The sequence below is a fragment of the Oerskovia flava genome (assembly GCF_026163685.1).
Taxonomy (GTDB): domain Bacteria; phylum Actinomycetota; class Actinomycetes; order Actinomycetales; family Cellulomonadaceae; genus Oerskovia_A; species Oerskovia_A flava.
Genome location: NZ_JAOXSR010000004.1, coordinates 148,538 through 166,920, shown reverse-complemented (window position 1 = coordinate 166,920; position 18,383 = coordinate 148,538). Strand labels below are relative to the sequence as shown.

Here is an 18,383-nt window from a genome sequence, read left to right as displayed (position 1 = left end):
GGCGGTGAACCCGCCCGGCCGTCCTGTCATCCACCGACGCCCCCGCGCCGGTCAGCCCGCCAGGTCTCCCCGGCAGACCGTCATGCCCGGCCGGGGAGGACGAGCCACCCCCGCCGGAATCCGTAGACGGTCCCTGCCGAGGCGAGCAGGAGACCCGTGCTCATGAGCGCGAGCCGGTCGGGGTCGCGCAGCGCGTCGACCAGCTCCGGGACCAGCCCGCCACCACCCGTCGACGCGCCCACCGTCGCCGCGGGGACGGCCGGGAACACAGGCGGCTCGGACGTGTCGAGGCCGGGACCCGAGAGCGCCCCCGCACCCCCCACCGCGCCGAACGCGCGGGCCGCGGGCAGCGCACGTCCCGCCGTCCCGGCGAGGCTGCCGCCCGCACCCCCGGCCGCGCCCACCAGGCCGGGCAACGGGGGCAGCGCGGCGGGAGGCACGACGACACCCGGGGTGGCCCCGCCGTCGGGCGGCGCCACCGCCGGCTCCTCCTCCCGGTCGACCGGGGCGTCGGCGTCGTAGCTGACGTAGAGCGGGGCAGCGGGCTTCGCCCAGTCTCGTTGCCCGCCGGAGGAGTACCAGTAGGCGGCCTGGCCCGTGCGCTGGTGGAAGTCCACGAAGCTCTGCGGGAACGCGCCCCACGTGGCGCCGTTGGCCGCGGTGCGCTGCACCTGCGGCGCCGCACCTGCGGGCACGTCCACCTCGACGCCCAGGTACCGCGGCACGACGCGCAGGCCACGAGCGCCGCCGACGTCGACGGCCCTGAGGTCCGCCAGGGTGATCCGTGCGCTCGGCAGGCGCTCCCACTTCGTGAGGTCCTCCATCGACGTGCCGTAGCCGCCGGCGGTCGCCGTGAGCTCGCCGGTCCCGTCGGCGCGCACCGTCAGCACGGGGTCGCTCGCCCACCAGTAGGTCAGGCCGCCGTAGTAGACGACCGTGAAGGTGCCCTGCCACCGGATCGTCGCCGTCCCAGCGGCCGGGTCGACCGTGCCCCGCCCGTCGGAGACGACCACCTCGCTGCCGGTGCTCAAGGAGTTCCCCAGGCTGACCACGGTCCCGTCGGGCGCCTGGCAGCGGGTCGCGAAGGACGCCGCGCGCTCCCCGCCGGACGCCGTGGGCTGCACGATGCGGACCGACCCCTGGCTCGACCGGTAGAACCGCTCGGTCCCGTCGGACTCCTGCCACACCCGCCCGCCACCGGTGTCACCGTCCGAGCCGGGCAACCCGGCGGAGAGGAAGTTGCAGCCGCCGAAGTACGCGGCGCTGCCCGACTCCCGGTTGATCGACCAGCGCAGCTCGGCGTTCGACACCGTGAAGGGCTCGTCGGCGCGCTCGATCTCGGGCACCGTGACCGTGACGGGCACCGAGGCGCTCTGCCCCTCCCCGCGGTCGTCGGCCGAGAGGTGGACCGGTGTCGCGGTCGCCGACGCCGCGCCCACGAGGGTTCCCCCGAACAGCACCGGCGCGACGGCCAGCAGGATCCCGAGACGCCGCACGCCGCGCCTCATGCGTGCCGCCCGGCCGTCGGTGCAAAGGCCGGCAGCGGCGCGGTCGCACCAGGTGTCACGTCCGTGGGCCGGTCCGGCAGCACGTCGGGCAGTGCGTCCGACGTGTCGGCCGGGTCGGCCGCCGCGGGTCCGACGCTCTCTGCAGGACCCGCGCTCGCGGCGGCCCGTCGCCGACGGCGCGCGGCGGCGAAGGAGGAGAGGACGACGAGAAGCAGCACAAGACCGGCGACCGCGACGGCGATCTCGGCGGCCGAGTACCCGGCGGCCGGTTCCTGGGTGCTGGCCTCCTCGAGCGCGGCGACCTGCGCGGGGTCCCGGGTGGCGGTGAACTCGACCTCCGGGGTCAGTCCTGACGTCGCACCCGTGAGCCGCAGCACGTGCGTCCCGGTCCGCAGGTCCGCGGGGAGCTGGATGATCCCGGCGACCTCGCCGTGCGTGCCGGCGTTGAGCGGCCCGACGGCGACGATCCCGTTGTCGACCACCCCGACGACCTGCTCCCCCGGCTCGAACCCCTGGCCGACGAAGCTCATCGCGTGACCGACGACGGCGGTGGCCTGGTCGACCCCGAGGGTCGCCGTGCCCGGCTCCTCGTCCACCGCCTCCTCGTCCGTAGCGTCCGCCCCGTCACCGTCCGCACCGTCCGCACCGCCCGTGCCCTCGCCCGCAGCACCGCCGGCGGCCGAGCCCTCGCCGGCTCCCGAGGCACGCTGCTCGCCCGCGTCGGCGGACGACCCGTCCCCACCGGCCCCGGCCGCAGACCCGGCCCCGGCGAGGTCGACGAACTCGACCGGCGTGAAGGTCTCGTTCGTGGCGTTGCGCACCCCGTGCGCCCCGAAGGTGATGACACCGCACTGCACCTCGCGGCAGTCCACGGTGGTGGCCTTGCCGGCCCGGTCGAGCGCCTGGAACGTGGGTCCGGGGATGACGAGCCGGGTCGACCACGTGCCGTCGGCGGCGATCTCCCCGCCGTTGGCGGCGTACCCGGTCTCCGACCCGGGGAAGGCGACGAACCGCTGGAAGCCCTGGTTGTCCGCGTGCTCGGAGTCCGGCACGTACCGGTAGTCCGCACCGACGGTCCCGCCTCGGCTCGGCGCCCACGACCCGCCGGACGGGTCGGAGACCCAGCCGAAGAACACGTAGATGCCGCCGAAGGCCCCGGTGACGGACTGGAACCCGCTGCCGCTGACGGAGACGGTCGTCGCGTAGGCGGTGTCGGCCTGCGCGGTGCCGCGGTCGTTGGTCACGATCACCCGCGCGGCCGCGGCCGCAGGAGCGGCGGTCACGCTCCCCCAGACCAGCGTGAGGGCCGACGCGACGAGCAGCGCCAGGAGCAGCGTCGACGCGACGGCGGTCCGAGGCGCGGGCAGGACGAGGGTGGTGCGGTCCGCGGACCGACGCAGGAAGGTCATCGCAGTGGCTCCGTGTCGTGGACGGCCGCTCGACGCGGCAGGACGAGCAGGTCCCCGGTGACGGGGTGGGCGATCACGTCGACCGGGTGGCGGTAGACGCGGGAGAGCAGGTCGGGCTCGAGCACCTGGGTGGGCGGGCCCACGGCGGCGAGCCCGCCGCCGTCGAGCACCGCGACCCGGTCGGCGTGGGCGGCCGCGAGCGAGAGGTCGTGCAGGACGACGACGACCGCGTCCCCGGCCCGGGCACGCAGCCTCGCCTGGGCGAGGACATGCTCCTGGTGGCGGATGTCGAGCGCTGCGGTGGGCTCGTCGAGCAGGAGCAGCACGGGCTCCTGCGCGAGCACGCGGGCGAACGAGGCCCGGGCCTTCTCCCCGCCCGACAGGCTCGGGAAGCGGCGCGTGGCGAGGTCCAGGACATCGGCGGCGAGGAGGGCCTGAGCCACCCGCTCGTCGTCGTGGGCAGCACGCTCGGTGCCGCGCCACGGCGTCCGACCCATGCGCACGACGTCGACGACCCGGAACGGGAAGCTCAGGTGCGTCTCCTGCAGGAGCACCCCGCGGCGTCGGGCCAGCTCGCCGACGCCGACCGCGGCGAGCGCCTCGCCCTGCCACTCGACGCTCCCGCTCGTCGGGACGCGGTCCCCGGCGAGCACACCGAGCAGCGTCGACTTCCCGGCCCCGTTGGGACCGACCAGGGCGAGCACCTCACCGGTGCGCACCTCCAGGTCGACGCCCCCGAGGATCGTGGCCCGGTCGATGACCACCCCGACGTCGCGCGCGGTGAGCACCGTGGTCCGGGTGACCGACGGCGCGGCGACGGGGGCGCTCATGCCCACCCACCCGCGGAGCGGCGGGTGCGGCGGATCAGCCAGAAGAAGAAGGGACCGCCCACCAGCGCCGTCAGCATGCCGATCGGCAGGTCGGCGTACGGGACGGCGGTGCGGGCCACGAGGTCTGCCGCGAGCAGCAGGACGGCGCCGCCCAGCGCGCTCGCCGGGACCAGGACGCGGTGCCCCGGGCCGACGGCCATCCGGACGAGGTGCGGCACGACGAGACCGACGAACGCGATGATCCCGCAGAACGCGACCGCGGCCGCGGTGAGCAGTGCCACGACGACGATGCTGACGACGCGCAGGCGCTCGACGTCGACCCCGAGGTGGCGGGCGGCGCGCTCCCCGAGGGAGAGCAGGTCGAGGCGGCGGGCCAGGAGGACGGCGCCGGCGATCCCGGCCAGCACGAGCGGCGCCACGACGGCGACGTACGGCCAGCGGGTGCCGTTGAGGCTCCCGAGCTGCCAGAAGACGATCTGCTCGCGGGCCTGGGTGTCGCCGAGGAACGTGAGCAGGGCGAGCGCAGCCCCGCACACGGCGTTGACCGCGACGCCCGTGAGGACGAGCGTGACGACCTCGGTCCGACCGCCCGAACGGGCGAGCCCGTACACGAGGAAGGTCGTCACGAGGCCGCCGACGAACGCGGCCACGGCGATGGTCCACGGCCCGAGGAAGGAGATCCCGAACACGATCGTCGAGCAGGCGGCGACCGCGGCGCCCGAGGACACCCCGACGACGCCGGGCTCGGCGAGCGGGTTGCCGAAGACGCCCTGCATGAGGGCACCCGCGGTGGCGAGCGCGGCACCGACCGCCATCGCCATGACGACGCGTGGGAAGCGGATGGTCCACAGCGCCGCGTCCCCGTTCGGGTGGCTGGGCACGGGTCCGAGGTCGAGACCGATGCGGTGCAGGACGGAGCCGAGCACCTGGTCCGGCGGGATGCTCAGCTGGCCGAGGCCCGCGGACACGAGCGCGAGCACGACGAGCGCGAGCGTGAGCACGACGAACAGCGCCGTCGCCCGGGCCGGGCGGGCGGGCGGCAGCACGGCCGGTCCGTCGGCGGCACGCACCGCGGCCAGCGCGGCAGCGCTCGCCGTGTCCGCGGCGCTCGCCGGGCTCGTGTCCTCGACCGCGTCGCGAGGCGGCGCGGTGGGCGTCACGAGGCGGGCTCCGGTGCGTAGAACGCCCGGGTGAGGGCCTCGAGGACGTCGGCGGTACGGGGCCCGTAGCTGAGGATCTCGGTGTCGTCCATGGTGACGATACGGCGGTTGGCCCCCGCCGGGGTCTGCGCGATCGCGGGGAGCTGCTCGAGCAGACCGTCGACGCCGTCGACCGACTCGAGCCCCTTGCTCATCATGAGGATGACGTCGGGCTGCGTGGCGACGAGCCCTTCGTCGTTGAGCGGGCGCATGCCGTCCCACCCGATCTCGGTCGCGACGTCGATCGCCCCGAGGCTCTCGATGAGCGAGTCCGCACCGGACCCCTCGCCGAACATGTAGTAGACGCCGGCCTGCCCGCGGACGTAGAGGAAGACCACGCGCAGGCGGTCCTCGGGGTCCTGCGGTGCGATCTGCGCGATCTGGTCGACCGTCGCGGCGATCTCCGCCTCGGTGCGCTCGGCGAGCGCCTCGCCCTCGGCGGGGACACCGAGCGCGTCGGCCACGCTCTGGATGATCGTCCCGACGTTGTCCATCGAGCGGTGCGAGTCCACGACGACCACGGGGATGCCGGCGTCGCGCATCTGCAGCACGACGTCCCACGGACCGAGGGTCGTGTCCGTGATGATGACGGTCGGCGCGAGGTCGAGGATGGCCTCCCCCGTCAGCTCGTGGCCCCCGGTCGTGACGAGCGGCTCGTCCGCGATCTCCTCGAAGCCCGACGACGTGTCCCGCCCGACCACGTTGTCGCCGAGCCCGAGCTCGAAGACGATGCGCGACGTCGTGCCGTAGAGGTCGAGGGCGAGGATCCGGCTGGCGTCGGTGATGGTGACCTCGCTGCCCTGCATGTCCGTGACGGTGACGGGCAGCGCGGGGGCCGGGTCCTGCGCGACGGGCCGGATCGCGCTGTCCGCGAGCCGCGCGACCGACTCCCCCACGTGGCTGCGGGGGTCGGCGAGCGGCTCGAGCTCGGCGAGCGGGGTGGTGTCGACGGGCGGGAGGTCGTCGCCGGCGGCCTGGCTGCCGGGGAGGGCGCAGCCGGCCAGGGCGAGCACCGCGACGGTGATCAAGCCCGTGAGCGAGCCTGCGAGCGACCTGGTCCGGCGGTGGGGTGCCTGGCGCAGCACGAGGAGGTCTCCTTCGAGGACGGGTGCCCGGAACCGGGCGCACGCGGCCACGAGGCGGCCGCACTTAGTGAAGGCTAACCTAGGTGAGGCTAGGCTTAACTGACAAGCCTTCAGGTCCCGTGCACGGAGCGACCTACGTCACACGACGGGCCCGGGGTCTGCGAAGACCCCGCGCCCGGCCGGTCGTGCTGGCGCCTCGCGCCTACCCCTGGTCGAGCGCCAGGAGGTCGTCCTCGGTCTCACGACGCACGAGCACCCGGGTGCCGCCGTCGGCCACCGCCACCACGGGCGGGCGCGGGACCATGTTGTAGTTCGACGCCATCGACCGCCCGTAGGCGCCCGTCGCCGCCACGGCGAGCAGGTCACCCGCTCGCACGTCCCCGGGCAGCATCACCTCGTGGACCACGATGTCGCCGCTCTCGCAGTGCTTGCCGACGACCCGGGCGAGCACCGGCTCGGCCGTCGAGCGCCGCCCCGCGAGCTCGGCGTGGTAGTCGGCGCCGTAGAGGGCGGGACGGATGTTGTCGCTCATCCCGCCGTCGACCGCCACGTAGGTGCGCACGCGGCCGTCGTCGAGCCGGACGGGCTTGACGGTCCCGACCGTGTAGAGCGTCAGTCCGGCAGGCCCGACGATCGCGCGGCCCGGTTCGATCGAGAAGCGCGGCAGCGGCGTGCCCAGCTCGTGTGCCGCGGCCGCGACCGACGCGGCCACGTCGCGGGCGACGCGCTCCGGGTCGAGCGCGACCTCACCGGGCAGGTACGCGATGCCGTAGCCGCCGCCGAGGTCGACCTCCGGCACGAGCACCCCCGTGCGCTCGGCGAGCTCGGCACGCAGGGCGAGCACCTTCGCCGCGGCGACCTCGAAGCCCGACGCGTCGAGGATCTGCGACCCGATGTGCGAGTGGATCCCGAGCAGCTCGACGTCGGGGCTCGCCACCGCGGCGAGCAGGGCCGTCATGGCGGGGCTGTCCGCCTCGCCCTCGCCCGCGGCCAGCGAGAGACCGAACTTCTGGTCCTCGTGCGCCGTCGAGATGAACTCGTGGCCACCCGCGTGCACCCCCGTGGTCACGCGCACCATCACGGGTGCCGGTGCGCCACCGGCGGCGCGTGCCGCCGTCGCCACGCGCTCGACCTCGGGCAGCGAGTCGACGATGATGCGCCCCACCCCGGCCGCCAGGGCGCGGGCGATCTCGGCGTCCGACTTGTTGTTCCCGTGCAGACCGACGTGCTCGCCGGGCACCCCGGCCCGCAGCGCGACGGCGAGCTCCCCGCCCGTCGACGTGTCCACGCGCAGGCCCTCGGCGTGGACCCACCGCGCGACGGCTACCGAGAGGAACGCCTTGCCCGCGTAGTAGACGTCGACGCCGGCACCGATCGCGGCGAAGGCCGCCTCGAACGCCTGCCGGTAGGCCCGCGCACGCTCCCGCAGGTCGGCCTCGTCGAGGACGTACGCCGGGGTGCCGTGCTCGGCGGCCAGGGCCCGGACGTCCACCCCGGCCACGTGCAGCGACCCCTCGCCGTCGCGGCTCGCGCCGGTGGACCAGGGCTCGCCGAGCGCGCTCACATCCGCTCCGGCGCGTTGACGCCGAGCAGGCCGAGGCCGTTGGCCAGCACCTGGCGCGTCGCGTCGTTGAGCCACAGGCGGGTGCGGTGGGTGTCGGTGACCTCCTCGTCCTGGTAGGGGGTCACACGGCACTCCTGGTACCACTTGTGGTAGTCGCCGGCGAGGGCCTCGAGGTAGCGCGCGACGCGGTGCGGCTCGCGCAGCTCCGCGGCCTGCGCGACGATCCGCGGGAACTCCGTGAGCCGCCCGACGAGCGCGGCCTCCGTCTCGTGCGTGAGCGTCGCGGGGTCGAAGGCGTCGCCGCGGCGCACCTCGCGCGCCTCGGCGTTGGCGTCCACCTGCACCGTGCGCGAGTGCGCGTACTGCACGTAGTACACCGGGTTCTCGTTCGACGCCTTGGTCAGCAGGTCCAGGTCGAGGTCGATGCTGGAGTCGACCGACGAGCGCGCGAGCGAGTACCGCGCGGCGTCGACGCCCACGGCGTCGACGAGGTCCTCGAGCGTGACGACCGTGCCCGCGCGCTTGGACATCCGCACCGGCTGCCCGTCCTTGAGCAGGTTGACCATCTGGCCGATGAGGATCTGCAGGTTCTTGCCGGGGGTGTCGCCGAACGCCGCGCAGATCGCCATCATGCGCCCCACGTACCCGTGGTGGTCCGCGCCGAGCATGATGATGACGTCGTCGAAGCCGCGCTCGCGCTTGTCGAGGTAGTACGCGATGTCCCCGGCGATGTAAGCGGCGTGGCCGTCGGACTTCACCACGACACGGTCCTTGTCGTCCCCGAAGTCGGTCGTGCGCAGCCACGTGGCGCCGTCCGCCTCGAAGACGTGGCCGGCCTCGCGCAGGCGTGCCACCGCCCGGTCGACGGCCCCGGACTCGTGCAGGTGGTCCTCGTGGAAGTAGACGTCGAAGTCGACGCCGAAGTCGTGCAGCGCGCTCTTGATCTCGCCGAACATCCGGTCCACGCCGCGCGCCCGGAAGACCTCCTGCGCCTCGGCGTCGGGCAACGTCCGCGGGTCGGGCTCACCCGCCGCGAGCGCCTGGGCCACGACCGCCTCGGCGATGTCCTCGATGTACTGGCCGCCGTAGCCGTCCTCGGGCGCGGGCTCCCCCTTGGAACGGGCGAGCAGCGACCGGGCGAACCGGTCGATCTGCGCCCCGTGGTCGTTGAAGTAGTACTCCCGGGTCACCTCGGCGCCGCTGGCCTGCAGGATGCGGGCGAGGGAGTCCCCGACCGCGGCCCAGCGCACACCACCGATGTGGATGGGACCGGTCGGGTTGGCCGAGACGAACTCGAGGTTGATCCGGGTGCCGGCCTCCGCGTCGTTGCGCCCGTACGCGGCGCCCTGCTCGACGACGGTGCGGGCCAGCTCGCCCGCGGCCGCGGCGTCGAGCGTGATGTTGAGGAAGCCGGGGCCCGCGACGTCGACCGCCGCGATGCCGGGGACGGCACCGAGCCGGCCGGCGAGGTCCTCCGCGACGGCGCGCGGCGTGGTGCCGGCCTTCTTCGCGAGCTGCAGCGCCACGTTGGTCGCCCAGTCCCCGTGCTCGCGCTGGCGCGGGCGCTCCACGTGCACGGTCCGGGGCACCTCGTCGGCGGCGAGGGCGAGGGTGCCGTCGGCGACGGCGGCGGCCAGGGCAGCGCTCAGCGCTTCGGAGAGCTCGTTGGGGGTCACCCGGAGATTCTACCGAGCGGCAGGCCGGCGGTCGGCACGGGCCGCGAGGGCGCCGACCGGCCCGAGCGCGAGGGGGTGAAATCGCCCTCTCGCCCGACCTGTGGCCCGAGCAGGCCTGTACCCCGCCCGGCGCGGGGTGTTGACTGCTCCTGGCGAACCACCCCTGGAGGACCCGCAACGATGCCCTCGTCCCCGTCCGCGACGCACCCTCACCGACCGTCCCTGATCGACGCCGCCGTCGAGCAGCTCCGCGGCCGGATCGCCGACGGGCAGTGGCCCGTCGGGTCGCGGATCCCGACGGAGCCCGAGCTCGTCGAGCTGCTCCACGTCGGCCGCAACACCGCCCGCGAGGCCGTGCAGTCCCTCGTCCACTCCGGCCTGCTCGAGCGCCGCCAGGGCTCCGGCACCTACGTGCTGGCCGCCTCCGAGCTGACGGTCGCGATCGGTCGCGAGATCGCGGGCGCGAACCGGCGCGACGTCCTGGAGACCCGCCGCGCCCTCGAGGTCGAGATGGCCCGGCTCGCGGCCCGTCGCCGCAGCGAGGCGGACGTCACGACGCTGCGCGCACTCAGTCTCGCCCGCGACGCGGCCCTCGCCTCCGGCGACGTGGACGAGTTCGTGACCGCCGACCTCGCCCTGCACCGGGCGATCGCCGCGGCCGGTCGCAACCCCGTCCTGCACACCCTCTACGAGCACCTCGTCGAGGCGGTCGGTGCGAACATCCGCGAGAACGTCCGTCGGCGGGACGCCGTCGGCCACTCGCACGCGACGCTCGTCGAGGCGATCGCCATCGGCGACGACGAGGCCGCCGCACGCGAGACCGCCGCCTACCTCACCCGCCAGATCGCACCGCCCGAGCCGTCGCGGGACCAGAGCCCGAACCACCTTCCGGACGGCCGCGCTTCCGAAGGACCCCCACCGGGCTGGTAGTCTCGTGCACCGTGCTGATGCGCACGGTCTGGGGCCTCGTCCTGCGTACCGTCCGGATCGGCCACGATCGGTGCACGCCCTCGTAGCTCAGTGGATAGAGCGTCTGCCTCCGGAGCAGAAGGTCGTAGGTTCGAGTCCTATCGAGGGCACCCGTCACGAACGCCCCCAGGCCCCAGGCCCGGGGGCGTTCGTCGTTCCGAGGCGTACCGGTACCGTGGGTGGATGACCGACGGCGGGTACGGGGACTTCGAGTTCGAGCGCCGATTCGTCGTGCGCGACCTCCCTGCGGAGCTGCGGGACGCGCCTGCCCTCATCGTGCAGAGCTACTTCCTCGCCGACGAGGGCTACGCGCTGCGACTGCGGGCCCAGGCCAGCAGCGTCGACGCGCCGCTCGACGGTACGAGCGACCCGGTCGCGGTGCTCGACCTGTACGCGGCCGCCGTCGACTTCTGCGCCCTCACCGCCAAGGGACCCATGAACGGCGGGACCCGCTACGAGGCCGAGCGCGAGATCGACGTCGCCGTCGGGGTCCAGATGATCCGGCGCGGCGGCGCCCGCATCGTCAAGACCCGCTACTCCGCGTGGCTCGGGGCCGACGGCTGGGTCGTCGACGTGTTCGGCGGCGCGAACCACCCGCTGGTCGTCGCCGAGTGTGAGCGGTCCGGCCCGGTCGTCGACCTGGAGATCCCCGCGTTCTGCCTCACCGAGGTCACCGACGACGCGCGGTTCGCCAACGACGCCCTCGCCCGCGCGCCGTACTCCCGCTGGGCGGCCGACTTCGCCGCCGAGCTGGAGGCCACCGGGCCGCGGTTCCTGCAGGGCTTCGGACGCAATCGGAGCCTGCCCGGCGAGTAGCCGACGTCGGGCACGCGCCCCTCCCCTGCTTCTCGCCGGGCTACCCGTCGCCGACGGCGAGGTCGTCGACCACGCGGCACAGCCCGTCGAGGTCGAACGTCGTCGCCACGTGCGCCCAGCGGGGCGCGTGGCCGAAGAGCACCGCCCAGGGCAGCACCGACGCCGACGGCGCCTCCCCGGCCGACGCGTGCACCCGTGCGTCCTGCACCTGGGCCTCGATCGTGTCCTCGATCGCGACGAGGTCCGCGCGCAGCGCCTCGCCCTTCTCCGTCAGGCGCCCGCGCGTCCCCTCCAAGTAGCCGGCGGCGCGCGCCCGGACCGGCGCCTGCGCGAGCAGCTCGCGCAGCCGAGCGCCGAGGGCGGCCTCGCCCGGCGCGACCCGCACCACGCTCCCGGCGCTCGCGTCCCCGAAGAGTGCGACCAGCGCCTCCCGCTCGTGGGTGCTCACCCGGCCCGGCGCAACGAGGCGCACCGTCCAGGCAGGCGCGGCGTCCTGCTCCACCTCGACCACACCCCCGACGACGAAGCTCAGGAGCTCCGCCGCGACCGCGTGCTCGGGCCGTCCCAGGACGACGGAGGCCAGGACGAGGTTCGCCATGCTCGCACCCTACCGAGGGCGTGCCGCGGTCGCCGGGGGACGGCACCGGCCCGCAGAATGGCTGCATGTCCGAGGCGCACCTCCTGCTGCTCGTCACCGGCGCGCTCGTCGTCACCGCGGCCGCGCGCCGCTGGGACCTGCCCGCGCCGCTCGTGCTCGTCGCCGTCGGCCTGTGCGTCTCCCTCGTCCCCGGCGTGCCGCACCTCGAGCTCCCGCCCGAGGTCATCCTCGGCATCATCCTGCCGCCCCTGCTGTACTCCGCGGCGACGTCGAGCTCCTACCAGGACCTGCGTCGCGCCCGCGGTCCCATCGTCCGCCTCGGCGTGGGCCTCGTGCTCGTCACGGCGCTCGCCGTCGCCGGCGTGGCGATGCTGATCCTGCCCGACCTGCCCTTCGCCGCGGCACTGGTGCTGGGCGCGGTCGTGGCCCCGCCCGACGCCGTCTCCGCCGCAGCCGTCGGCCGTCGCCTCGGGCTCCCGCGACGGGTCATGACGCTGCTGAGCGGAGAGAGCCTCATCAACGACGCGACGTCGCTCACGCTGTACAAGGTGGCGCTGGCCGGCGTCGCGACCGGTGCCTGGGCGTGGGCCGACGGGCTCAGGGTCTTCGCCGCCGCCGTCGTCGTCGGGGTGGGGATCGGCCTCGCCATGGGCGTCGGGCTGCACCGCGCACGGCTGCGGCTGCAGGACCCGCTGCTGACGAGCGTCGCCGGACTCGTGCTGCCGTTCGCCGCCTACTGGATCGCCGAGGAGGTGAGCGGGTCCGGGGTCCTGGCCGTGGTCGCCGCCGGGCTCTACCTCGGACACACCGCACCCAGCGCCGGCCACGAGACCCGGCTCGTCGAGGAGCCGCTGTGGCGCAGTCTCGACCTGCTGCTCGAGGCCCTGACCTTCGCGCTCATCGGGCTGCAGCTCAAGTTCGTCGTCGAGGTCGTCGTCGACTCCGACCAGGGCCTGGGGACCGCCGTCGTGGTCTCGCTCGCGGCCCTCGCCACCACCGTCCTCGTCCGGCCCGCCTATGTGTTCGCCACCGCCTGGCTCGACCGCGTGCACCTGCCGTCGCGGTGGACGGGGCGCTCGACCGAGCGAGCGCCGGGCACGCCACCGGGCACGTCACCGGACAGGTCGCGGCTCGGGTGGCGCGAGTCGCTCGTGGTGTCCGCGGCAGGGATGCGCGGCGTGGTGACGCTCGCCGCCGCCGCGGCGATCCCCACGACGCTGGGTGGTGCGGACTTCCCCGAGCGCGCGACCCTCCAGCTCGCGGCGTTCACCGTGGCCATCGGCACCCTCCTGCTCCAGGGCACCACGCTGCCCTGGGTCATCCGGGCCCTCGGGGTCGGGGGCGACGAGGACCGTGCCCGGGACGCCGCCGACGAGGCCCGGGTCCGGGGGCTCGTCGCCGAGGCGCAGGCGGCGGTGGTCGAGGAGCACGCGCAGCGCTGGGCGTCGGAGATCGGCACCGAGAAGGCGCACCTGCTCGCCGAGGGGATGGCGGGCGCGCTCCGGGCGCGTGCCCGTACCGCCGCCGGTCTCCTCGTACCCGACGGGGTCGCTGGCGGGGTCGCTGGCGGCGCCACAGACGAGGGCTCGGGCGGCGAGGGGGCGGACGCGGGCGTCCCGGACGGCGAGGACTCGGGTCTCCTCGTGGGTCTGCCCGACCGACCGCACCCCACCGGGGGACGCGGCGGGATCGCGGCCCGCGCGGGGGACCCGTCGGCGAAGCTGCACCGGCTGGCGGAGCTGCGGAGCCAGATGCTGCGCGCTCAGCGCGCGGTGCTCGTGGGGGAGCGAGACGCGGGTCGGCTCGACGAGACCGTCATGCGCCGTCTGCTGCGAGAGCTCGACCTCGAGTCCGAACAGCTCGCGGGGTCATGGGTGAACCGCGTCTGAGCAGGCGGCTCAGCCCGGTTCGCTCAGGCCGGGTGGCTCAGCCGCCCATCTCCGCGACGCCCTGCGTGTACTCGAAGTGCCAGGGTTCGTAGGCTCCGCCACCGCCGCGCTTGGCCCACGGAGGGTTGTTCCAGCCGTAGGTGCCGCCGTTCTCGTTGAGCCACGCGTAGACCTCGCGGGAGCCCGTCTCGATCGAGCAGAGGTCGATCGCGAGCCCCCACCCGTGCATCGACGTACCCGGTGCGGCGGCGAACCCGCCGCGGGTCGACTTGAGCGACACCTGCGTCGAGAGCGTCCGGTAGCTCGAGACCAGGCACAGGTCGCGACCGAAGGTGGAGCGGAAGGCCTCGTTGAGCGCTGTCAGCGCCACCGCCGCGTCGGGCCGGAGGAAGTCGCCAGGCTGCCACAGCTCGCAGAGCTCGTGCGTGCTGAGCTGTCCGTTGGACCCCGTGGGCGTGACGTCCGGGTCGCAGCCCGGCAGAGGTTCACGCTCGAACGACCGGCTGGCGGCGGCGCTGCGCCCAGCGAGCCGCGGTGCGGCCGCGACGTGCTCCGAGGTGGCCTCGGCGACCGGTGGGGCGGTCACTAGGTCGAGGGCGCTCGGTCCGGACGGGCCGGGCGACGGGTCGAACGGGGACTGTGTGCCCGCGCCGTCCTGCGCGCCGGCGCTCAGCGGGACGGCGATCGTCGCGACGGCCAGGGTGCTGAGGACGGCCATCCGAGGTGCCCAGCGATGGCTGGCGGGAATCGGGGTGCGGTGCCGACGTCGGGTCGCGGTCTCTGCCTCACGGCGTGCCCGGCGAGACTCGAGGGCGGGAGCCTGGGAACGCTCCGACTCCACAGCACCTCCACTCGACGTCGGCCGGCAGGCCATTGGATGAAATCGGGGTGAACCTCGCCCGCACCGAGCATGGCTGGTGCGGGTGGTCCGATCAATCACGAAACCATAACGAAGGGTTCAGGCGATGCCAAGTCCCCTGCTCACAGCCCCGACGCACGTCCGACGGGACGTCGCGCGACCCCTGTCGGGGTCGAAATACGCCGCCCACGAGCGCCGATGTGCCACCCTGGTGCCATGGCAGCCAGCGCAACTCCCCCGGGTGCAGGGTCGGCGGGCTCCGCCCGCGCCGTACCGAGCACTCCGGGTCAGCAGTCCGCGACCGTCCTCGTCGTCGAGGACGAGCCCGCGATCGCCACCGCGATCGCCCAACGCCTGAGCGCCGAGGGGTGGCGCGTCGAGGTGGCGCGCGACGGGCTGTCGGGGGTCGAGGCCGCGAACCGGCTGCGCCCCGACGTGATCGTGCTCGACGTGATGCTCCCCGGGATCGACGGCCTCGAGGTCACGCGCCGCATCCAGGCCGAGCAGCCCATCCCCGTGCTCATGCTCACGGCCCGCGACGACGAGACGGACATGCTCATCGGCCTCGGCGTCGGCGCCGACGACTACATGACCAAGCCCTTCTCGATGCGTGAGCTGGTGGCCCGTATCAAGGCCCTGCTGCGCCGGGTCGACCGCGCCGCGCAGGCCGCCACGACCGTCCCTGCCGACCCGCCCCTGAGCATCGGCGACGTCTCCATCGACCGCGCCCAGCGCCGCGTGCACCGGGCCGGCGAGGAGGTGCACCTGACCCCGACGGAGTTCGAGCTCCTCGTGATGCTCGCAGGCTCGCCCAAGACGGTCCTCACGCGCGAGCGCCTGCTCGCCGAGGTATGGGACTGGGCCGACGCGAGCGGCACCCGCACGGTCGACTCCCACATCAAGGCGCTGCGCCGCAAGCTCGGACCGGACCTGATCCGCACCGTGCACGGCGTGGGGTACGCGTTCGAGCCGCCGTCGGCGTGACCGAGAACCCCACCGGCGACCGGTCCGGGCAACCGGTCGGGCCTGCTACCGGCAGACCGACCGAGCAGCACCGCACCCGCACCCTCCGGCCCCACCTGCCGGACGTCCGACCGCTCGACTCGTTCAGCTCGTTGAAGATCAAGCTGGGCGTGCTGGTCGCGGCGACCGTGACGCTCGCCGTGCTCATCACGTGGATCGGGCTGCAGAACCAGCTCGGCCCCAGCCGCACGTTCCCGCTCGCGATCGTCCTGTCGCTGCTGCTGACCCAGCTGCTCGCCCGCGGGATGACCTCGCCGCTGCGGGAGATGACGGCGGCCGCCCGCTCGATGGCCGACGGCGACTACACACGGCGTGTGCGGGCCACCAGCCACGACGAGGTGGGCCAGCTCGCGGTGGCCTTCAACGTCATGGCCGAGGATCTCGCGTCCTCCGACCAGATGCGCCGCGAGCTCATCGCGAACGTCTCCCACGAGCTGCGGACCCCGGTCGCCGCGCTGCAGGCGCAGCTGGAGAACGTCGTCGACGGCGTCACGGAACCCAACCCCGCGACGATGCAAATGGCACTGGCGCAGACCGAGCGGCTGGCACGGCTCGTGACATACCTGCTCGACCTTTCCCGCATCGAGGCCGGCGCCGCCGCGCTCAACATCACCGAGATCGACCTGGGCGACTTCCTCGAGGAGAACGCCGAGTCTGTCGCGATGGTCGAGGCGAGCAAGCACCTGCGGTACGTCATCGACGTCACTCCCCCGGACCTGACGCTCGAGGCGGACCGCGAGCGCCTGCACCAGGTCGTCACGAACCTCCTGCAGAACGCGATCCGGCACTCCCCCCAGGGCGGCGAGATCCGGCTCGAGGCCTACCCGGCGGACGACGACGTGGTGATCGAGATCGTCGACGAGGGCCCGGGGATCGCCAAGGAGGACCGCGAGCGCATCTTCGAGCGGTTCGCCCGGGGCAACGCGACGCACGCGACGACCGGTGGGACCGGCATCGGCCTCGCGATCGTGCGCTGGGCGGTCGACCTGCACGGCGGCAGGATCGAGGTCGCCGACTCGCGCAAGGGTGCGACGATGCGCGTGACCCTGCCCGCCCACGTCGGCTGACCACCGGCACCGACGCACGCCGAGCAAGCAGCAGCCGACGAGGGAGGAGCAGCATGACCACCGCACCGACGGGGCCCCCCGGGACGACGCCCGCCGACGAGGGCGTGGTGCAGGTCCAGGGCCTGACCAAGCACTTCGGCGCCGTCGCCGCCGTGCAGGACCTCAGCTTCACGGTCCGCCCGGGCCGGGTCACCGGGTTCCTCGGCCCGAACGGGGCCGGCAAGACCACGACGCTGCGCATGCTGCTGGGTCTGGTGCGGCCGACGTCGGGCACGGCGACCGTCTCGGGGCGCGCGTACGGCGACCTGGCGCGGCCCATGAGCACCGTCGGCGCAGCGCTGGAGGCCGCGAGCTTCCACCCGGGCCGCTCCGCGCTCGACCACCTGCGGACCTACGCTCCGTCGATCGGCGCGCCGGACTCCCGGTGTGCCGAGGTCCTGGCCCTCGTCGGTCTCGAGGGCGCGGCCCGCCGCCGCGTCGGCGGGTTCTCGCTCGGTATGCGCCAACGGCTCGCGCTCGCGACCACCCTCCTCGGCGACCCGAAGGTGCTGCTCCTCGACGAGCCTGCGAACGGGCTGGACCCGGAGGGGATCGTCTGGCTGCGGGGCCTCCTGCGACACCTGGCGTCCCAGGGGCGCACCGTCCTCGTCTCGAGCCACATGCTCTCCGAGGTCCAGCAGACGGTGGACGACGTCATCATCATCGCGCGCGGGCGGCTGGTGCACGCCTCGCCGATCGCCGAGCTGGCGTCCCTCGCCGTCCCGACCGTGACCGTCGCCTCCCCTGACGAGGCGGGTCTCGACGCCCTCGTCGCCGCGAACGGCTGGGAGCGCACGGCCGAGGCCGGCGCCCCGGGCACGTCGGTCGTCACGCTGCGCGGCACCTCGGCCGCCGCCGTGGGCTCGGCCGCGTTCGCCGCCGGCCTCGAGCTGCACGAGCTCGCGTCGCGGTCGGTCGGCCTGGAGGACGTCTTCCTGCACCTCGTCCAGGAACCCGGCACACCTGGCCCGACGACGACGGGAGGCGCCCCATGATCGCGGCCCTTCGCTCCGAGTACCGCAAGATCGTCACGACGCGCACGTGGTGGGTCCTGCTCCTCGCGATGCTCGCCTACATGTCGTTCCTGGCTGCCACCTTCGCGTTCGCGATGACCCAGGGCGGCGCCATGGGTGGGCCGGGCACGCAGGGCCTGGGGCACTCCCCCACCTCCGCGATCTCGGTGTACACGATCGCCGTGGCGTTCGGGTACGTCTTCCCGGTGATCGTCGGAGCGCTGTCGGTGACCGGCGAGTTCCGGCACCAGACGATCACGCCCACGCTCCTCGCCGAGCCCCGTCGCACGACGCTCGTCGGGGCGAAGCTCCTGGCGGCCGTCCCCGTCGGCGTCCTCTACGGCGTCCTCGGTACCGCGGCCGGCGTCGGGGTGGGGGCGGGCGTGCTCGCCCTGACGGACCACGCGACGTACCTCGACGACCCCGAGGTCCTCGTCGCGGTGGGCCGCTCGGTGCTCGCGCTCGCCGTGTGGGCCGTCGTCGGTGTCGGGCTCGGCCTGGCCATGCCGAACCAGGTGGCCGTGATCGTCGTGGTGCTGGCGTTCACCCAGTTCGTCGAGCCGATCCTGCGGTTCGCGCTGGCCTTCGTGGCCGACGGCGCGCTGGCCGGCGTCGGCGCGTACCTCCCCGGCGCCGCGGGCGAGGCGATCACGGGGTCGAGCTTCTACTCGCAGATGGGTGCCGGCGAGCTCCTCGCCTGGTGGCAGGGCCTGCTCGTGCTCGTCGGGTACGCCCTCGTCTTCGCGGCGCTCGGTCGGGTGACCACCCTGCGTCGCGACATCACCTGACCCGGACGCGCCCGCCTCGACCACTGCACAGTGAGATGCGTCACACCCGAA

16 protein-coding genes and 1 tRNA gene are annotated in these 18,383 nt (G+C 74.2%); 8 read left to right on the top strand and 9 right to left on the bottom strand.

The genetic code is table 11. From position 1 onward, the window contains the following. Positions 1-80: 80 nt before the first annotated feature. From OHL10_RS09125 to argS, 7 genes are all read right to left on the bottom strand, one after another. A complete protein-coding gene (locus OHL10_RS09125; RefSeq protein WP_265521884.1) occupies positions 81-1,508 on the bottom strand; it encodes a hypothetical protein in 1,428 nt (475 codons plus the stop codon). After that, a complete protein-coding gene (locus tag OHL10_RS09120) occupies positions 1,505-2,917 on the bottom strand; it encodes a hypothetical protein (RefSeq protein ID WP_265521883.1) in 1,413 nt (470 codons plus the stop codon). The genes OHL10_RS09125 and OHL10_RS09120 overlap by 4 nt, the downstream gene beginning before the upstream one ends. Then, positions 2,914-3,747 carry a heme ABC transporter ATP-binding protein gene (locus OHL10_RS09115; RefSeq protein ID WP_265521882.1) on the bottom strand — a complete coding sequence of 278 codons (834 nt, stop codon included), beginning with the start codon at positions 3,745-3,747 and terminating at the stop codon, positions 2,914-2,916. Before OHL10_RS09115 ends, OHL10_RS09120 begins: the two co-directional genes overlap by 4 nt. Further along, on the bottom strand, positions 3,744-4,817 hold the full coding sequence (locus OHL10_RS09110; RefSeq protein WP_425498987.1) for a FecCD family ABC transporter permease: 1,074 nt from the start codon (positions 4,815-4,817) through the stop codon (positions 3,744-3,746). Before OHL10_RS09110 ends, OHL10_RS09115 begins: the two co-directional genes overlap by 4 nt. 86 nt (positions 4,818-4,903) lie before the next feature. Then, positions 4,904-6,031 carry a heme/hemin ABC transporter substrate-binding protein gene (locus OHL10_RS09105; RefSeq protein WP_265521881.1) on the bottom strand — a complete coding sequence of 376 codons (1,128 nt, stop codon included), beginning with the start codon at positions 6,029-6,031 and terminating at the stop codon, positions 4,904-4,906. A 202-nt stretch (positions 6,032-6,233) separates the two neighbouring features. Beyond that, on the bottom strand, positions 6,234-7,595 hold the full coding sequence (gene lysA, locus OHL10_RS09100; protein WP_265521880.1) for a diaminopimelate decarboxylase: 1,362 nt from the start codon (positions 7,593-7,595) through the stop codon (positions 6,234-6,236). Next, positions 7,592-9,271, bottom strand: coding sequence for an arginine--tRNA ligase (gene argS / locus OHL10_RS09095; protein WP_265521879.1), 1,680 nt, complete (start codon positions 9,269-9,271; stop codon positions 7,592-7,594). Before argS ends, lysA begins: the two co-directional genes overlap by 4 nt. A 180-nt stretch (positions 9,272-9,451) precedes the next feature. Between argS and OHL10_RS09090 the strand changes: the two genes are divergently transcribed. From OHL10_RS09090 to OHL10_RS09080, 3 genes are all read left to right on the top strand, one after another. Beyond that, positions 9,452-10,201 carry a FadR/GntR family transcriptional regulator gene (locus OHL10_RS09090; protein WP_265521878.1) on the top strand — a complete coding sequence of 250 codons (750 nt, stop codon included), beginning with the start codon at positions 9,452-9,454 and terminating at the stop codon, positions 10,199-10,201. 76 nt (positions 10,202-10,277) lie between these two features. Beyond that, positions 10,278-10,350: transfer RNA gene (locus OHL10_RS09085), tRNA-Arg, on the top strand. A 73-nt stretch (positions 10,351-10,423) separates the two neighbouring features. Then, a complete protein-coding gene (locus OHL10_RS09080; RefSeq protein ID WP_265521877.1) occupies positions 10,424-11,056 on the top strand; it encodes a CYTH domain-containing protein in 633 nt (210 codons plus the stop codon). Positions 11,057-11,096: 40 nt separating this feature from the next. Here the strand turns inward: OHL10_RS09080 and OHL10_RS09075 are convergent, their stop codons facing one another. Beyond that, on the bottom strand, positions 11,097-11,654 hold the full coding sequence (locus OHL10_RS09075) for a hypothetical protein (RefSeq protein WP_265521876.1): 558 nt from the start codon (positions 11,652-11,654) through the stop codon (positions 11,097-11,099). Between the two features lie 65 nt (positions 11,655-11,719). Here OHL10_RS09075 and OHL10_RS09070 point away from each other — a divergent pair, with 65 nt between their 5' ends. Then, on the top strand, positions 11,720-13,543 hold the full coding sequence (locus OHL10_RS09070; RefSeq protein ID WP_265521875.1) for a cation:proton antiporter: 1,824 nt from the start codon (positions 11,720-11,722) through the stop codon (positions 13,541-13,543). A 37-nt stretch (positions 13,544-13,580) separates the two neighbouring features. Here OHL10_RS09070 and OHL10_RS09065 read toward each other — a convergent pair whose 3' ends face one another. Further along, a complete protein-coding gene (locus tag OHL10_RS09065; protein WP_265521874.1) occupies positions 13,581-14,261 on the bottom strand; it encodes a M15 family metallopeptidase in 681 nt (226 codons plus the stop codon). Between the two features lie 357 nt (positions 14,262-14,618). On the opposite strand from OHL10_RS09065, the gene OHL10_RS09060 reads away from it, so the two are divergent. The 4 genes from OHL10_RS09060 (at position 14,619) to OHL10_RS09045 (ending at position 18,332) form a co-directional block, all read left to right on the top strand. Beyond that, positions 14,619-15,386 (top strand): response regulator transcription factor, encoded by a 768-nt coding sequence (locus OHL10_RS09060; RefSeq protein WP_265521873.1) that lies wholly within the window; start codon positions 14,619-14,621, stop codon positions 15,384-15,386. 95 nt (positions 15,387-15,481) lie between these two features. Further along, positions 15,482-16,492 carry a sensor histidine kinase gene (locus OHL10_RS09055; protein WP_265521988.1) on the top strand — a complete coding sequence of 337 codons (1,011 nt, stop codon included), beginning with the start codon at positions 15,482-15,484 and terminating at the stop codon, positions 16,490-16,492. Between the two features lie 53 nt (positions 16,493-16,545). Next, positions 16,546-17,526 (top strand): ABC transporter ATP-binding protein, encoded by a 981-nt coding sequence (locus OHL10_RS09050; RefSeq protein WP_265521872.1) that lies wholly within the window; start codon positions 16,546-16,548, stop codon positions 17,524-17,526. Then, positions 17,523-18,332, top strand: coding sequence for an ABC transporter permease (locus OHL10_RS09045; protein ID WP_265521871.1), 810 nt, complete (start codon positions 17,523-17,525; stop codon positions 18,330-18,332). Before OHL10_RS09050 ends, OHL10_RS09045 begins: the two co-directional genes overlap by 4 nt. Positions 18,333-18,383 lie beyond the last annotated feature (51 nt).

Excerpts from the sequence above, each read along its gene's own strand:
- OHL10_RS09125 (WP_265521884.1), bottom strand. The coding sequence starts at position 1,508 with ATGAGGCGCGGCGTGCGGCGTCTCGGGATCCTGCTGGCCGTCGCGCCG.
- OHL10_RS09120 (WP_265521883.1), bottom strand. The coding sequence starts at position 2,917 with ATGACCTTCCTGCGTCGGTCCGCGGACCGCACCACCCTCGTCCTGCCC.
- OHL10_RS09115 (WP_265521882.1), bottom strand. The coding sequence starts at position 3,747 with ATGAGCGCCCCCGTCGCCGCGCCGTCGGTCACCCGGACCACGGTGCTC.
- OHL10_RS09090 (WP_265521878.1), top strand. The coding sequence starts at position 9,452 with ATGCCCTCGTCCCCGTCCGCGACGCACCCTCACCGACCGTCCCTGATC.
- OHL10_RS09080 (WP_265521877.1), top strand. The coding sequence starts at position 10,424 with ATGACCGACGGCGGGTACGGGGACTTCGAGTTCGAGCGCCGATTCGTC.
- OHL10_RS09075 (WP_265521876.1), bottom strand. The coding sequence starts at position 11,654 with ATGGCGAACCTCGTCCTGGCCTCCGTCGTCCTGGGACGGCCCGAGCAC.
- OHL10_RS09070 (WP_265521875.1), top strand. The coding sequence starts at position 11,720 with ATGTCCGAGGCGCACCTCCTGCTGCTCGTCACCGGCGCGCTCGTCGTC.
- OHL10_RS09065 (WP_265521874.1), bottom strand. The coding sequence starts at position 14,261 with ATGGCCGTCCTCAGCACCCTGGCCGTCGCGACGATCGCCGTCCCGCTG.
- OHL10_RS09060 (WP_265521873.1), top strand. The coding sequence starts at position 14,619 with ATGGCAGCCAGCGCAACTCCCCCGGGTGCAGGGTCGGCGGGCTCCGCC.
- OHL10_RS09050 (WP_265521872.1), top strand. The coding sequence starts at position 16,546 with ATGACCACCGCACCGACGGGGCCCCCCGGGACGACGCCCGCCGACGAG.
- OHL10_RS09045 (WP_265521871.1), top strand. The coding sequence starts at position 17,523 with ATGATCGCGGCCCTTCGCTCCGAGTACCGCAAGATCGTCACGACGCGC.